Here is a 15,565-nt window from a genome sequence, read left to right as displayed (position 1 = left end):
CCGGGTAATCCATTCCAGGCGTGACTGCATGAACGAATCGCTCCCCCGTTTTGATACCGGCCGTAGACGTGCGCTGTCGGCGTGCCGCGCCAGACTCGCCGCGCTCCTGATCGCGCTGCCGCTCGTCGGCTTCGCGCCGCTCGCGCACGCGGACCGCGCCGACAAGGACAAGCCGCTGAACATCGAAGCGGACAACATGACCTACGACGACCTGCGGCAGGTCAGCATTTTCACCGGCCACGTGGTGGCGACCAAAGGGACGATCCTGATCAAGGCCGATCGCGTCGAAGTGTCGCAAGACCCGCAGGGCTACCAGTACGCGACCGGCACCTCGAGCGGCGGCAATCTGTCGTATTTCCGCCAGAAGCGTGAGGGGCTGGACGAATACATCGAAGGTACGGCCATCCGTATCGACTACGACGGCAAACAGGATCTGACCACGCTGACTACCAACGCGACGGTGCGCCGCCTGCTGAGCATGACGACGCTGCTCGACCAGGTGCACGGCAGCGTGATTACCTACGATGGCCAGAACGACTTCTACACCGCGAAGGCGGGCAAGGACGTCGCAGGCCCGGGCAACCCGACCGGCCGCGTGCGCGCGATGCTGTCGCCGCGCAACGGCGGAGCCGCGCCGCTGACCGGTGCATCGGCCGCGCTCGCGCCGTCCAACTCGATCCAGGGAGCGCCGAACCAGTGAGCACCATCAGCAGCACTATCGCGCCTCTGCCCCATCGTAAGCCGGCGGGGACCAGCAGTTCTCTGGTCGTGCGTAATCTGAAAAAGCGCTATGGCTCGCGCACGGTCGTCAAGGATGTGTCGCTCGACGTCAAAAGCGGCGAAGTGGTCGGTCTGCTCGGTCCGAACGGCGCCGGCAAGACCACGTCCTTCTATATGATCGTGGGCCTCGTGCCGCTCGACGCCGGCGAAATCGATCTGGACGGCAAGTCGATCAGCCTGCTGCCCATTCACAAGCGCGCGTCGCTCGGCCTGTCCTATCTGCCGCAGGAAGCGTCGGTGTTCCGCAAGTTGAGCGTCGAGCAGAATATTCGCGCGGTGCTGGAACTGCAGCACGACGAAAACGGCAAGCGCCTCGGCAAAGACGCCATCACATCGCGCACCGAAGCGCTGCTCGACGAATTGCAGATCGCGCATCTGCGTGAAAATCCGGCGTTGTCGCTGTCGGGCGGCGAGCGTCGTCGGGTCGAAATTGCGCGCGCGCTGGCAACCAACCCCAGCTTCATTCTGCTCGACGAACCGTTCGCCGGCGTCGACCCGATCGCGGTGCTGGAAATCCAGAAAATCGTCAAATTCCTGAAGCAGCGCAATATCGGCGTCCTGATTACCGATCACAACGTGCGCGAAACGCTCGGTATTTGCGATCACGCGTACATCATCAGCGACGGCAGCGTGCTGGCCGCCGGCGCGCCAAGCGACATCATCGAAAACGAAAGCGTGCGGCGCGTCTATCTGGGCGAGCACTTCCGCATGTAAGCACACACGGCGTCCCGGGGGCGCGCGAGCTCGCGCGGCCCCGGGACGCCGTTTTTGTGGCACCCGCACATCCTTTCTCAGGCAGCGCAGGCGGTGCAGGCACGCGGCGCGCCAATTGGCGCGTATCCGCAAATTGCGAGTGCCGCAAGGTATCGCGGTCGTGGCAAACTCTCTACAATGAATCTCAACTTGCCATGAAAGCCAGCCTCCAACTCCGCCTATCGCAGCATCTTGCGCTGACGCCGCAACTGCAACAGTCCATCCGGCTGCTTCAGTTGTCGACGCTCGAACTGCAGCAGGAAGTCGCCATGGCGATCTCGCAGAATCCGCTCCTCGAAAACGAAGATGAATGGATCGCGAGCCCGTTGCGGGTGGCAGCCGATGGTTCCGTGATCGCCCAGACGCCGGGTTCGTCGGGGCCGGCCGATCCGATGGCCGGAAACGGTTCAACATCGTCCGAGGGCAACGGCGAGCGCGCCGAAAGCGGCGAGCCACAGGGTGTCGACGAATACAACGGCCTGTCGGGCGACGGCGGCGGCGATACGTCGCAGTGGAACCTCGACGACTACGGCCGCTCTGGCAACGCATCGGACGACGACGACCTGCCCCCGCTGCAGATCCACGAATCGAGCACGTCGCTGCGCGACCACCTGATGGCGCAACTGCGCGTCACCCAGGCGAGCCAGCGCGACCGCGCGCTCGTCACGTTCCTGATCGAATCGCTGGACGACGACGGCTATCTGGCCGCCACCCTCGAAGAAGTGCTGGCCGATCTGCCCGAAGAGCTCGAAGTCGACCTCGACGAATTGAACGCCGCGCTTGCGCTGCTGCATAGCTTCGACCCGGCCGGCGTCGGCGCGCGGTCGGCGTCGGAATGCCTGAAGCTGCAGTTGTTGCGGCTCGATCCATCGCCCACGCGCACACTCGCGCTAGACATTGTCGGCCACTACCTGGAACTGCTCGCAGCGCGCGATTTCACGCGGCTGCGAAAACATCTGAAGGCCTGCGACGACGATCTGCGCGACGCGCATCTACTGATCCGCTCGCTCGAACCGTTTCCGGGGGCCGCCTACGGCAAAGCCGAAGCCGACTACGTGGTGCCGGACATCATGGTGCGCAAAACGGCACAGGGCTGGCAGGCGGAGCTCAATCCGGAGGTGGTGCCGAAGCTGCGGATTAACCATTTATACGCGAACATTCTGCGCAATAACCGCGGCGATCTCGGCAGCGGATCGTTGCGCCAGCAACTGCAGGAAGCACGCTGGCTGATTAAAAACATCCAGCAGCGTTTCGAGACGATCCTGCGAGTTGCACAGGCAATTGTCGAGCGTCAGAAGAGCTTTTTTGTGCACGGCGAAATCGCCATGCGCCCCTTGGTTTTGCGGGAAATTGCTGATACGCTGGGCCTACACGAGTCGACTGTCTCGCGTGTGACAACCGGTAAATACATGCTGACCCCATTCGGGACGCTGGAATTCAAGTACTTTTTCGGCTCACACGTTTCGACGGACACCGGCGGCGCAGCCTCGTCCACGGCCATCCGCGCGCTGATCAAACAACTGATAGGAGCGGAAAACCCCAAATCGCCACTTTCAGACAGTCGCATAGCCGAACTGCTGGCGGAACAGGGCTTCGTGGTCGCACGGCGCACCGTTGCGAAATACCGTGAGGCGCTCAAGATCCCGGCAGTCAACCTGCGCAAGTCTCTGTAGCCCGCCGCGTTTGGCAGCGGGCATTTACCGGCCGCTCCGCACCTGGCGGACAGGCCGGCCGCTGCGACCTGCCAGATGTCCGTCACCGGGGGCGACATAGGCAAGCCGTCAGATCGACCGGACCTTCGTCATTGTGTGGACCAAGCGGCCATTAGCTTGGAGAAGCACTATGAATCTCAAGATCAGTGGACACCACCTCGAAGTAACGCCTGCGTTGCGCGAATACGTGATCACCAAACTGGACAGGGTGCTAAGACATTTCGATCAGGTCATCGACGGCAGTGTGGTCCTCTCGGTCGACAACCATAAGGAAAAGGACAAGCGTCAAAAGGTGGAAATCAACCTCCATCTGAAGGGTAAGGATATCTTCGTCGAGAGTTGTGACAGTGATTTGTACGCTGCGATCGATCTAATGATCGACAAGCTCGACAGGCAGGTGATACGCCACAAGGATCGTCTGCAAGGCCATCAGCACGAAGCGATCAAGTATCAGCCGGCGCCGCAACTGGACGTGCCGCCGCAATAGGAGAAATTAGAGGGAATTCCTAACTCCCCCTAAACTCGTCAAGCCGCCCGCGACCGGGCGGTTTTTCGTTTCAGCGCCCGGCCTCCGCTCACCGCCGGAGCCCGTCGTCGAGCCCGATTTCAACCGTTCCCGCAGACATTTGCGCAGCGCGACACGTGCTAGGCCGCAAGCGGTGAAAAACCTGATATGCATAGATGGCGCGCCGCACCATCGACGGTCACCCTGTTCTATAATGTTCCGGTTACCATCGGGGTCAAGCCAGCTCTGATGAAGTGCGGCCGGCCGAAGCGTCAGGCTTTAGCGATCGACTCTCACCGCCCGTCTTCGCCAGCATCGAACGAATGGAACGCCACTCAACCGCCCCGGTGGGGAGAACTCAGGCCACGTTTTCGCCTGTCAACATGAATCGTTTAGCCAAATTTCTTCCCCTCGAGAACGTCGTCATCGGACTATCGGTCACCAGCAAGAAACGCGTGTTCGAGCAAGCGGGCCTGATCTTCGAGAACCAGAACGGCATTGCCCGCAGTACTGTCACAGACAATCTTTTTGCGCGAGAACGACTCGGTTCGACCGGGCTCGGCGAAGGCGTCGCGATTCCGCATGGGCGGATCAAGGGCCTCAAGCAGCCGCTCGCCGCATTCGTCAGACTCGCGGAACCCATCCCCTTCGAAGCGCCGGACGGCCAGCCGGTCTCGCTGCTGATCTTCCTGCTCGTCCCCGAACAGGCCACTCAACAGCACCTCGAAATTCTTTCCGAGATCGCCCAGTTGCTGTCCGATCGCGACGCCCGCGAGCGGCTGCACACTGAAGAAGACCGCGAATCGTTGCATCGCCTGCTGACCCAGTGGCAACCTTGACGCAACGGCGGCGGCAGTTCGTACGCGCGCGCACACGCAGGTAAGGCCCGGCAAGCGGCTCAACTGGAGTCACTGACTCATGGATACGTCCAGCATCAACGCCCAGAGCATTTTCGACGACAACGCCGCCATGCTGAAACTCAGCTGGCTCACGGGGCATGAAGGCTGGGAGCGCGGCTTTTCTTCCGAATCGGTCGCCAATGCCACGTCGAGCGCCGACCTCGTTGGCCACTTGAACCTGATCCACCCGAACCGGATCCAGGTGCTCGGCGACGCTGAAATCGACTATTACAAGCGCCAGACCGATGAAGACCGCTCGCGCCACATGGCTGAGCTGATCGCGTTGGAGCCACCGTTTCTCGTCGTCGCGGGGGGAGTCGCGGCGCCGCCCGAACTGGTGCTGCGCTGCACGCGCTCGTCGACGCCGCTGTTCACCACGCCGACCTCGGCGGCCGCGGTCATTGATAGTCTGCGTCTTTACATGTCGCGCATTCTCGCCCCGCGCGCGACGCTGCACGGCGTGTTTCTCGACATCCTCGGCATGGGCGTGCTGCTGACCGGCGACTCGGGTCTCGGCAAGAGCGAACTCGGCCTCGAACTGATCAGCCGCGGCCACGGTCTCGTCGCCGACGACGCGGTCGATTTCGTTCGCCTCGGCCCGGACTTCGTCGAAGGACGCTGTCCGCCACTGCTGCAGAACCTGCTTGAAGTTCGCGGCCTCGGTCTGCTCGACATCAAGACGATCTTCGGCGAAACGGCGGTGCGCCGCAAAATGAAGCTGAAACTGATCGTCCAACTGGTGCGCCGCCCGGACGGCGAATTCCAGCGTCTGCCGCTGGAAAGCCAGACCGTCGACGTGCTCGGCCTGCCGATCAGCAAGGTAACGATCCAGGTGGCTGCGGGCCGCAACCTCGCGGTGCTGGTCGAAGCGGCTGTGCGCAATACGATCCTGCAACTGCGCGGCATCGACACGCTGCGCGATTTCATGGATCGGCAACGTCTCGCCATGCAGGACCCCGATAGCCAGTTTCCCGGCAAGCTGATCTGAAGCCGGCCGCAGGGTCATGAAGCGCCCGCAGAAGGCAGGTCGCGGGCACCTGCATGGAGGCCAGATGCTATGATGAAATCTACGCTTTCGACGACTCCATGCGCATAATCCTGATCACCGGTATCTCCGGCTCCGGCAAATCGGTTGCCCTGAACGCGCTCGAAGACGCGGGCTATTACTGCGTCGACAATCTGCCGCCGCGTTTTCTGCAGCAACTCGCCACCTACCTCGCCGCGGACGGCCAGGATCGTCTCGCGGTCGCGATCGACGCGCGCTCCAGTTCGTCGCTCGACGAAATGCCCGCGATGATCCACGACCTCAAGCGTTCGCACGACGTGCGCGTGCTGTTCCTGAGCGCGAGCACGCAGTCGCTGATTCAACGCTTTTCCGAAACACGTCGCCGCCATCCGCTGTCCGGCTCGCCCGCGCACGACGCGGACGTGGGCCTGCTCACGTCGCTCGCCGAAGCGATCGAACGCGAGCGCGAACTGGTTGCGGGACTTGCCGAATTCGGCCATCAGATCGACACGAGCAATCTGCGCGCGAATGTGCTGCGCGCATGGGTCAAGCGCTTCATCGAGCAGGAGGACGCGGGGCTCGTGCTGATGTTCGAGTCGTTTGGCTTCAAGCGCGGCGTACCGCTCGACGCGGATTTCGTATTCGACGTACGCACCCTGCCGAACCCATACTACGATCATGAATTGAGGCCGCTCACCGGCCTCGACAAACCGGTGATGGATTTTCTTGATGCCCAGCCGGTCGTCCACGAGATGATCGACGACATCGAGAAGTATCTGTCCAAGTGGCTGCCGCATTTCCGCGACGACAATCGCAGCTATCTGACCGTCGCAATCGGTTGCACGGGCGGCCAGCACCGCTCAGTATTCATCGCGGAGACGCTTGCCGCGCGTCTCGCAACATCGGCGAATGTGATTGTGCGGCATCGCGATGCGCCGGTCGACGTCGGCGAATCATCGAAGCTGGTGGCTTAACCGGCCGCATTGCGCGGCCTTATTAACCCGAAGCGTTGCGCCATGTCCTCTACGCCTACTGTGTACGCCGATTTGCCGCTGTTTCCGCTGCATACGGTGCTATTTCCCGATGGCTTGCTGCCGCTCAAAATCTTCGAAGCGCGCTACCTCGACATGGCGCGCGACTGTCTGCGTGAAAAAGCGCCGTTCGGCGTGTGCATGCTGAAAAGCGGCGCGGAAGTCGCCCGCGAGGAAGAACCTTCGGTGCCCGAAACGATCGGCTGTCTCGCCGAAATCGACGAGTGCGACGTCGAAGCATTCGGCATGCTGCTGATTCGCGCGCGCGGCACGAAGCGCTTTCGTCTGCTGTCACATCGCGTCGAAGCGGACGGCCTGCTGGTCGGCATGGCCGAGCCGCTCGCCGACGATCTCCCGCTCGAAGGCAACGAGCTATTGGCCAAATTTGGCGCGTGCGCCGAAGTGCTCGAGCGGATCATTGCAACGATCCGCGAACGCGATCCGGACAGCCTACCGTTCGCGGAGCCGTTCCGGCTAGACGATCCGTCGTGGGTGTCGAATCGTCTCGCCGAGGTGCTACCGATCGCGCTGCGCGCGCGGCAAAAGCTAATGGAATTAACCGATGCCGGCGCCCGCATCGACGTCGTGCATCACTACATGCAGCAGCATCAGTTGCTGTGAAATTCTGAAGTCGTGACCAAGGCCGCGCGCAACGCGGGTTGTGCGCGCAGTGCCGCCTCCCCCTTCCACTAGATCAACGAACCATGCAGGCTGTCGAGCAGCTTGCGCACGGGTGCCGGCACGCCGAACGAATCGAGATCGCTGAGCGCAACCCAGGCGGTGTGCGCATCGTTGAGCGCGGCCAAGGCGCCGACACCGCGATCGAGCTCGGCGAGCCGCGGTTCGATATTGAGCTTGAAGTGCGTGAATACGTGCGAGAACGACGCAAGCGGTGACACTGCTCCGTCGCTGCCGAACGCGCGCGCCCGTTCGGCCAGCGATGCTTCGTCGGCGGCTTCGGGCAAACTCCACAGTCCGCCCCAGATGCCCGACGGCGGACGCCGCTCGAGCATCACCGCATTGCCGTCGCGCAGCACCAGCATCCACGTGCGGCGCGTCGGCACGGCTTTCTTCGGGCGCGCAGTCGGCAATTCGCGCTGACGGCCGGTGAGGTTGGCGACGCAGTCCGGCGCGAACGGGCAGCGCGTGCAGTCCGGTTTGCCGCGCACGCACAACGTCGCGCCAAGATCCATCAAGCCCTGCGTGTACGCGCTGAGCTCCGCGTTCGACGCATTGGACGGCAGCAGCGATTCCGCGAGCATCCACATCGCGTTTTCGACTTTCTTCTCTCCCGGAAAACCGACGACGCCGAACACGCGCGCGAGCACGCGCTTCACGTTGCCGTCGAGAATCGTCGCGCGCGCGCCGAACCCGAACGACGCGATCGCCGCGGCCGTCGAGCGCCCGATGCCGGGCAACTCGGCGAGCTCCTCGACCGACGCCGGAAACGTCCCGCCGTGCTGCTCGACGACGACCTGTGCGCAGCGATGCAGATTGCGCGCGCGCGTGTAGTAGCCAAGGCCGGCCCATAGCGCCATCACGTGATCGGAGGGGGCGGCGGCGAGCGCGGCGACATCCGGGAAACGCGCGAGAAATTTCGTGTAGTACGGAATCACCGTCGACACCTGGGTCTGCTGCAGCATGATTTCGGACAGCCAGATGCGATACGGATCGCGCGTGTTCTGCCACGGCAGATCGTGGCGGCCATGCTGACGCTGCCAGGCGATCAGACGCGCGGCAAAATCGGGCATCGGCGGAAACGAGGGGGCGGCGTCGGACGCGCTGGTCGTTGGAGTCAGGCGGGAAGGCATCGAGAATCTAGCGCTGGCAGGTGGGACAGAAGTACGTGGAGCGTTGTCCCTGCACGATCTGTTTGATGGGCGTTCCACACACGCGGCACGGCAGGCCCGCGCGATCGTAGACGAAGTAGTCGAGCTGGAAATAGCCGCTTTCGCCGTCGCTCCCGACGAAATCGCGCAGCGTGCTGCCGCCCTTGTCGATTGCGGCGGCGAGCGTCACGCGCACCGCGTCGGCCAGTAGTCCATAACGCACGAGCGACACGCGGCCCGCCGCGGTGGTCGGCCGGATGCCCGCGCGAAAGAGACTTTCCGACGCGTAGATGTTGCCCACGCCGACCACAATGTCCCCCGCCAGCAACGCCTGCTTGACCGACACCTTGCGCCCGCGCGTCAACCGATGCATCAGCGCGCCCGAAAACGCCGGCGAGAAAGGCTCGACGCCAAGGCTTGCGAGCAGCGGATGGTCGAGGATGTCGCCGTCTTCGCGCGGATGCCACAGCACCGCGCCGAAGCGGCGCGGATCACGATAGCGCAGGATGAAGTCGTCGAAGATCCAGTCGACATGATCGTGCTTCGCCGCGGCCGGCGGATGCGGCACGTGACGCAGAACGCGCAACGTACCGGTCATGCCGAGGTGCACGATGAACCACCCTGCGTCGATTTCGAACAGCAGATACTTGCCGCGCCGCTCGACTTTGCGTACCACATGACCGCGCAAGGTTTTCGCAAGATCGGCCGGAATCGGCCAGCGCAGCGCGGCCGTGCGCACGTCGACACGCTCAACCTTGCGCCCGGACACATACGGTTCGATCCCTCGTCGGGTAACCTCGACTTCTGGCAACTCTGGCATGGCTGATTGGTCTGCTACTTGCGTGAGTGGTTGTGCGCGTATTGTAGCGAGCGCGTTACAATCGACTGAAACATTGAACGGATTTCCATGAACGTGTCCTTCGTGAAGCTGCTTTTGAAGCGCCGCGCGCGCGTGTCCAACGTGCCGCCCGGCGTCTCCGCTCGCCGGATGCTCGGTGCAGCCGCGCTTGCATGGTGGGCGCTGGCCGCTTTGCCCGCGCATGCGCAGGACCCGTCGCCAGATTCCGACGACACGTCGGTCACGTTGCCGGACCCGCTGGGTCCGGCAACGTCTGAAGACGAAAAGTCGCTGCCCGACGTGCCGCTGTCGAGCCAGATCGTCTTCCAGGTGCTGGCCGCCGAAATCGCGCTGCAGCGCGACGAGCCGGCACCCGCCTATCAAACCTACCTCGCGCTCGCACGCGACACGCACGACCCGCGCATGGCGCAACGTGCCACCGAAATCGCGCTGGCCGCGCAGAGCCCATCGGACGCGCTGGCCGCCGCACAACTGTGGCAACAGTACGCGCCGAGCTCGGAACGCGCCGCCCAGATCGACGCGTCCCTGCTCGTGCTGTCGGGCAAGCCCGACGATGCGTCGCCGATCCTGTCGCAAGAACTCGCGAAAGTGCCTGACGAAAATCGCGGCAGCGCGATCCTCGCGCTGCAACTGCTGCTGTCGCGCGGCCCGAACCGAGTCGGTGGCCTGCACGTGTTGCAGGACCTGCTGAAGAACGACATGAATCGGCCGGAAGCGCAACTGGCCGTCGCGCGCCAGCAGTTGCTGGCCGACGACGCGCCGGGTGCGCGCCAGTCGCTCGAGCAGGCGCTCACGATCAAGCCCGACTATCTGCCGGCCGCGCTGATGCTGTCGCAGATGGGCCCGGAAGAGCGTAAGAAAGGCATCGCGTCGCTCGAAAAGTACGTGCAGCAGAATCCGAAATCGCATGACGCGCGACTTGCGCTCGCGCAGATGTATCTCGCGAGCGACCGTCTCGACGACGCGCAGAAGCAGTTCGAAATCATGCGCAAGGCAAACGCCAACGATCTGACACCGTTGATGGCGCTCGCGCTGATCAAGATCCAGCAGAAGAATCTCGCCGAAGCGCAGACCTATCTGGTGCAGTACGCGCAGCAGGCCGAGAAGACGCCGGGCGCCGATGCGGGCCAGGCGTACATATATCTCGCGCAGCTGTCGCTCGAACAGAAGAACGAAACGGCCGCAAGCGACTGGCTCAACAAGATCTCACCGGCGAGTCAGCAATACCTGGCCGCGCAGATCACACGCGCGCAACTGCTTGCGAAGCAGGGCAGGACCGATGAGGCGCGCCAGTTGCTCGCCAATTTGCAGAGTTCCGATCCGCGTGATGTGGCGCTGATCGCGCGCACCGATGCGGCGATCCTGTTCGACGCGAAGCGCTACCCCGAGGCCGAACAGCGCCTTCAGCAAGCCACGGCGAACTTTCCCGACGACCCCGACCTCACCTACGACTACGCGATGGCCGCCGAGAAGACCGGCCATTACGACATCATGGAAGCGCAGTTGCGCAAGCTGATCCAGACGCAACCGGACAATCCGCAGGCGTATAACGCGCTCGGCTATTCGCTCGCGGATCGTAACCAGCGCCTGCCGGAGGCGGACAAACTGGTCGAGAAGGCCTCGGCGCTTGCACCGAACGATGCGTTCATCATGGACAGCGTCGGCTGGGTCAAGTACCGGATGGGTAACACCGCCGACGCGATCAAGCTGCTACGCAAGGCCTACAGTCTCCAGCCCAACGCCGAAATCGGCGCACACCTCGGTGAGGTGCTGTGGAAGGCCGGCGAGCAGGAACAGGCGCGCGCCGCCTTCCGCGAGGCGCGCAAGCTCGAACCCGACAACGAGACTCTCGTCAAAACGTTGCAACGTCTTCAGGTAAACAATCTTTAATGCGTCTTTCCCGTTTGATTTCTTTTTCCGGGGCGCCGCGCGCCGCGGCGCTCGGGTTCGCTGCGGCAGCGGTTGTCGCGCTGGCTGGCTGCGCGTCGGTGAAGCCGCAGGGGCCGTCCACGTCGAACGCCGCGACCGAACTCACTGCGCAGACGAGCCGCTCATATCAGGGCCGCTTCGCGATCCAGTACAACGATCAGAACGGCCAGCAGCGCAACGCCTACGGCAATTTCTCGTGGCAGGAGACGGGCGACACAGTCACGCTCCAATTGCGCAATCCGCTCGGCCAGACGCTGGCCATCGTGACATCGTCGCCGGCTTCGGCCACGCTCGAGTTGCCCAACCGCCCGCCGCTCACCGCTGATAACGTTTCGACGCTAATGCAGAACGCGCTCGGCTTCGCGCTGCCGGTCGAAGGGCTGCGCTACTGGCTGCAGCCGTCGCCGGCGCCGACGTCGCGCGCGGAGACCGAAAAGGATCCGGAGCAACCGTCGCGCCTGAAGCAGATCACCCAGGACGGCTGGACTATCGACTATCTGGCTTATGCAAATGCGCCAGCCAGCGGCGTCAAGCGCCTCAATCTGAGTCGCTCCGAGCCGCCGCTCGACATCAAGCTCGTGCTGGATCAATAAGTTGTCGTTGCCCGGGCTTTTGCCCGGCATTCGCTCACGCAACCCTGCTACCCGTTTGGCGCCACTGTGGCGCATGTAGCCTTCACTCATGATCGAAACAAGCAATTCGCTGCGCGACTGTCTCGCGCCAGCGAAACTCAATCTCTTCCTGCACATCACCGGCCGTCGGCCGGATGGTTATCACACGCTGCAAACGGTCTTCCAGTTGCTTGACTGGGGCGACATGCTGCACTTCACGCGACGCGACGACGGTCTCATCACGCGGCGCACCGAAATCGCCGACGTGCCGTCCGAGCACGACCTGACCGTGCGTGCCGCGACGCTGCTGAAGGCTTATACGGGCTCGCGCGACGGCGTCGATATCGAAATCGACAAGCGCCTGCCGATGGGCGCGGGCCTCGGCGGCGGCAGCTCCGACGCGGCGACGACGCTGCTCGCGCTCAATCGCCTATGGAAGCTCGATCTGCCGCGTCAGGAATTGCAGGATCTCGCGTTGAAGCTTGGCGCGGACGTGCCATTCTTCGTATTTGGGAAAAACGCGTTTGCGGAAGGTGTCGGAGAATCCTTAGACGTTGTACAATTGCCGCCGCGTCACTTCCTGGTAGTGACGCCGAGAGTGCAAGTTCCGACTGCAGCGATTTTTTCCGAAAAAGCGTTGACAAGAGATACAAAGCCTCTCATAATTACGGACTTTCCTGCAGAACACAGCTGCAACACTGACTGGCCTGAAAGCTTCGGCCGGAATGACATGCAGCAGGTTGTCGTAGGAAAGTACGCGGAAGTCGCGCAAGTGTTGCGGTGGTTTGAAAACATCGCTCCAGCGCGGATGTCCGGATCGGGCGCAAGTGTTTTTGCAGCGTTCCGTAGTAAAGCTGAAGCGCAAGCGGCGCAAGCCAAACTGCCCGGCGAATGGAACAGTGCAGTAGCAGCGGGCCTGGATCAGCATCCACTCTTTGCTTTCGCGTCATAAATTACGCGTCGTCGAACGAAACTCCACGTTAGGCGAAGCTCAAAGTTAGTGTAGGGGAGTCGCCAAGCTGGTTAAGGCACCGGATTTTGATTCCGGCATGCAAAGGTTCGAATCCTTTCTCCCCTGCCAAAAATTCTCGTAGTTCGCTGAAGTTCGCATTTCTCCCGCCCCCAGCCTGAAGTAGGTGCACGATGAGCAGCCATGACGGCCTGATGGTTTTTACTGGCAACGCAAATCCGGCGCTTGCACAGGAAGTCGTCAAAAATCTCGGTATTCCCCTCGGCAAAGCAATGGTCAGCCGTTTCTCGGACGGTGAAATCCAGGTCGAGATTCAGGAAAACGTGCGCGGCAAGGATGTCTTCGTCCTGCAATCCACCTGTGCACCGACAAATGACAATCTGATGGAACTGATGATCATGGTCGATGCGCTCAAGCGCGCATCCGCAGGCCGGATCACCGCAGCCATCCCGTACTTCGGTTATGCCCGACAGGATCGTCGCCCGCGTTCGGCGCGCGTCGCCATCTCGGCGAAGGTCGTAGCGAACATGCTGGAAATTGCCGGCGTCGAGCGGATCATCACGATGGATCTGCATGCCGACCAGATTCAAGGCTTCTTCGACATCCCTGTCGACAACATCTACGCAACGCCCGTGTTGCTCGGCGATCTGCGCAAGCAGAACTACGAGAACCTGCTGGTCGTTTCGCCGGATGTCGGTGGCGTGGTGCGCGCCCGTGCATTGGCGAAGCAGCTCAATTGCGATCTCGCGATTATCGACAAGCGCCGCCCGAAGGCGAACATCGCCGAAGTGATGAACATCATCGGTGAAGTCGAAGGCCGCACCTGCGTGATCATGGACGACATGGTCGACACGGCGGGCACGCTGTGCAAGGCCGCGCAGGTGCTGAAGGAACGTGGCGCGAAGCAGGTGTTTGCGTACGCCACCCACCCGGTTCTGTCGGGCGGCGCAGGCGAACGCATCGCCGCTTCCGCACTCGACGAACTCGTGGTCACGGACACGATCCCGCTCGGCGAAGAAGCCCGTTCCTGCGCGAAGATCCGTTCGCTGACGAGCGCCGGCCTGCTAGCCGAAACGTTCTCGCGCATCCGGCGCGGCGATTCGGTGATGTCGCTGTTCGCTGAAAGTTAAGCATTTGTGAAGACGCCGCGTACCGCTTCATGCGACACGCGGCGTTTTTGCACAATCGGCATGAACGAACGAAGGTTCGTGCCGCTATCCCGGGCCTCAGCCATCACGGCTTCGAGGCCCTGTGTTTACTGCCTGGTCGCGGGCAGTGCATTGGAGATTCAACATGAAAGTAGTCGCTTTCGAGCGTTCCCTGCAAGGTACGGGTGCGAGCCGCCGCCTGCGTAACTCGGGCAAGACCCCGGGTATCGTTTATGGCGCTGGTGCTGACACGCAATTGATCGAACTCGATCACAACGCCCTGTGGCACGCGCTGAAGAAAGAAGTTTTCCACTCGTCGATCCTCGATCTGGAAGTGGCTGGCAAGTCGCAACAGGTCCTGCTGCGTGACGTGCAATACCACCCGTTCCGTCAGCTCGTGCTGCACGTGGACTTCCAGCGCGTCGACGCGTCGAAGAAACTGCACACCAAGGTGCCGCTGCACTTCTTGAACCAGGAAACCAACCCGGCAGTGAAGCTGTCGAGCGCGGTGATCTCGCACATCCTCAACGAAATCGAAATCGAGTGCCTGCCGTCGGCACTGCCGGAATTCATCGAAGTCGACCTCGCGAAGATCGAAGCAGGTCAATCGGTTCACGCGAAGGACATCCCGCTGCCGGCAGGTGTGGCGCTCGTCGCCCACGTCGACGCGGAAAACCCGGTGGTCGCTGCTGCAACGATTCCGGCTGGCGCAATCGCTGGAGACGCTGCTGCTGCTGAAGGCGGCGAAACGCCGGCTGCTTAAGAGCCTTCCGGTTCGGAGCAAGCAATCCTCTCGATCCGTTTCCGATGAAACGGTCGATGTGACCCGCCGAGGTTCGCCCTGGCGGGTTTTTTTTCGGCTTTTTTAGTCCGGCAGCGTTTCCCTTCCGGACCTGGTGGACTCACGCAATCATGATCAAGCTGATCGTCGGGCTCGGCAATCCGGGCGCCGAATATACCGCGACGCGTCACAACGCTGGCTTCTGGCTGGTCGATCAACTCGCGCGGGAGGCAAGCACGACGCTGCGCGACGAGCGGCGCTTCCACGGCTTTTACGCAAAGGCGCGGCTGCATGGCGAGGAAGTGCATCTGCTCGAGCCCCAGACGTATATGAACCGCTCTGGCCAATCGGTCGTCGCGCTCGCGCAGTTCTTCAAGATCCTTCCCGACGAGATCCTCGTCGCGCACGACGAGCTCGACATGCCGCCCGGCAGCGTCAAGCTCAAGCTCGGCGGCGGCAGCGGCGGCCATAATGGGCTCAAGGACATCAGCGCGCATCTGTCGTCGCAGCAATACTGGCGGCTGCGGATCGGCATCGGCCATCCGCGCGATCTGATCCCCGAAAGCGCGCGTGCCGGCGCGAAGCCGGACGTCGCGAACTATGTGCTGAAGCCGCCGCGGCGCGAAGAGCAAGAGGTGATCGACGCGTCGATCGAACGTGCGCTCGCGGTGATGCCGCAGGTCATCAAAGGCGAGCTGGAACGCGCGATGATGCAACTGCATCGCAACAACAGCTAACGCGCGCCATTTCTA

The 15,565-nt window shown here is 62.5% G+C and carries 16 protein-coding genes and 1 tRNA gene; 15 read left to right on the top strand and 2 right to left on the bottom strand.

Annotated elements, in window-relative coordinates; translation table 11 throughout:
* Positions 1-28 precede the first annotated feature (28 nt).
* The 8 genes from lptA to BJG93_RS01635 all read left to right on the top strand — a co-directional run bounded on the left by lptA (position 29) and on the right by BJG93_RS01635 (position 7,307).
* Positions 29-700: a lipopolysaccharide transport periplasmic protein LptA gene (gene lptA, locus BJG93_RS01670; protein ID WP_027199631.1), complete on the top strand. Its 672-nt coding sequence runs from the start codon at positions 29-31 to the stop codon at positions 698-700.
* A gap of 17 nt (positions 701-717) precedes the next feature.
* Complete coding sequence (gene lptB / locus BJG93_RS01665; RefSeq protein WP_154671894.1) at positions 718-1,494, top strand: LPS export ABC transporter ATP-binding protein; 777 nt, start codon at positions 718-720, stop codon at positions 1,492-1,494.
* Positions 1,495-1,688: 194 nt separating this feature from the next.
* On the top strand, positions 1,689-3,206 hold the full coding sequence (locus BJG93_RS01660) for an RNA polymerase factor sigma-54 (RefSeq protein WP_027199629.1): 1,518 nt from the start codon (positions 1,689-1,691) through the stop codon (positions 3,204-3,206).
* 169 nt (positions 3,207-3,375) lie between these two features.
* The gene (gene hpf, locus BJG93_RS01655; RefSeq protein WP_027199628.1) at positions 3,376-3,732 is read left to right on the top strand and encodes a ribosome hibernation-promoting factor, HPF/YfiA family; all 357 of its coding nucleotides are present in this window, start codon (positions 3,376-3,378) and stop codon (positions 3,730-3,732) included.
* 341 nt (positions 3,733-4,073) lie between these two features.
* Entirely contained in the window at positions 4,074-4,589 is a 516-nt protein-coding gene (locus BJG93_RS01650; protein ID WP_083421008.1) for a PTS sugar transporter subunit IIA, read from the top strand.
* A 79-nt stretch (positions 4,590-4,668) separates the two neighbouring features.
* Entirely contained in the window at positions 4,669-5,637 is a 969-nt protein-coding gene (hprK, locus tag BJG93_RS01645; protein WP_008921706.1) for an HPr(Ser) kinase/phosphatase, read from the top strand.
* Between the two features lie 98 nt (positions 5,638-5,735).
* On the top strand, positions 5,736-6,629 hold the full coding sequence (rapZ, locus tag BJG93_RS01640; RefSeq protein ID WP_027199627.1) for an RNase adapter RapZ: 894 nt from the start codon (positions 5,736-5,738) through the stop codon (positions 6,627-6,629).
* Between the two features lie 42 nt (positions 6,630-6,671).
* The gene (locus tag BJG93_RS01635) at positions 6,672-7,307 is read left to right on the top strand and encodes an LON peptidase substrate-binding domain-containing protein (protein ID WP_027199626.1); all 636 of its coding nucleotides are present in this window, start codon (positions 6,672-6,674) and stop codon (positions 7,305-7,307) included.
* Between the two features lie 68 nt (positions 7,308-7,375).
* Here BJG93_RS01635 and mutY read toward each other — a convergent pair whose 3' ends face one another.
* Positions 7,376-8,437, bottom strand: a complete 1,062-nt coding sequence (gene mutY, locus BJG93_RS01630; RefSeq protein ID WP_034479827.1) for an A/G-specific adenine glycosylase — start codon at positions 8,435-8,437, stop codon at positions 7,376-7,378.
* A gap of 67 nt (positions 8,438-8,504) precedes the next feature.
* Positions 8,505-9,335, bottom strand: coding sequence for a bifunctional DNA-formamidopyrimidine glycosylase/DNA-(apurinic or apyrimidinic site) lyase (mutM, locus tag BJG93_RS01625; protein WP_027199624.1), 831 nt, complete (start codon positions 9,333-9,335; stop codon positions 8,505-8,507).
* Between the two features lie 87 nt (positions 9,336-9,422).
* Between mutM and BJG93_RS01620 the strand changes: the two genes are divergently transcribed.
* The 7 genes from BJG93_RS01620 to pth all read left to right on the top strand — a co-directional run bounded on the left by BJG93_RS01620 (position 9,423) and on the right by pth (position 15,550).
* Positions 9,423-11,264, top strand: coding sequence for a tetratricopeptide repeat protein (locus tag BJG93_RS01620; RefSeq protein ID WP_027199623.1), 1,842 nt, complete (start codon positions 9,423-9,425; stop codon positions 11,262-11,264).
* Positions 11,264-11,896, top strand: a complete 633-nt coding sequence (gene lolB / locus BJG93_RS01615) for a lipoprotein insertase outer membrane protein LolB (RefSeq protein ID WP_027199622.1) — start codon at positions 11,264-11,266, stop codon at positions 11,894-11,896. The genes BJG93_RS01620 and lolB overlap by 1 nt, the downstream gene beginning before the upstream one ends.
* Before the next feature lie 88 nt (positions 11,897-11,984).
* Positions 11,985-12,866, top strand: coding sequence for a 4-(cytidine 5'-diphospho)-2-C-methyl-D-erythritol kinase (gene ispE, locus BJG93_RS01610; RefSeq protein WP_027199621.1), 882 nt, complete (start codon positions 11,985-11,987; stop codon positions 12,864-12,866).
* Between the two features lie 52 nt (positions 12,867-12,918).
* Positions 12,919-12,995 (top strand) — tRNA-Gln (locus tag BJG93_RS01605).
* Between the two features lie 62 nt (positions 12,996-13,057).
* Positions 13,058-14,014, top strand: a complete 957-nt coding sequence (locus tag BJG93_RS01600; protein WP_027199620.1) for a ribose-phosphate pyrophosphokinase — start codon at positions 13,058-13,060, stop codon at positions 14,012-14,014.
* Between the two features lie 163 nt (positions 14,015-14,177).
* Entirely contained in the window at positions 14,178-14,795 is a 618-nt protein-coding gene (locus tag BJG93_RS01595; protein ID WP_027199619.1) for a 50S ribosomal protein L25/general stress protein Ctc, read from the top strand.
* Between the two features lie 149 nt (positions 14,796-14,944).
* Positions 14,945-15,550, top strand: coding sequence for an aminoacyl-tRNA hydrolase (gene pth / locus BJG93_RS01590; protein ID WP_027199618.1), 606 nt, complete (start codon positions 14,945-14,947; stop codon positions 15,548-15,550).
* The last annotated feature ends 15 nt before the right edge of the window (positions 15,551-15,565 follow it).

It is taken from the genome of Paraburkholderia sprentiae WSM5005 (genome assembly GCF_001865575.2).
Taxonomy (GTDB): Bacteria; Pseudomonadota; Gammaproteobacteria; order Burkholderiales; family Burkholderiaceae; genus Paraburkholderia; species Paraburkholderia sprentiae.
The sequence above is the reverse complement of the archived record's forward strand: the minus strand, read 5'-3'. Positions and strand labels throughout refer to the sequence as shown.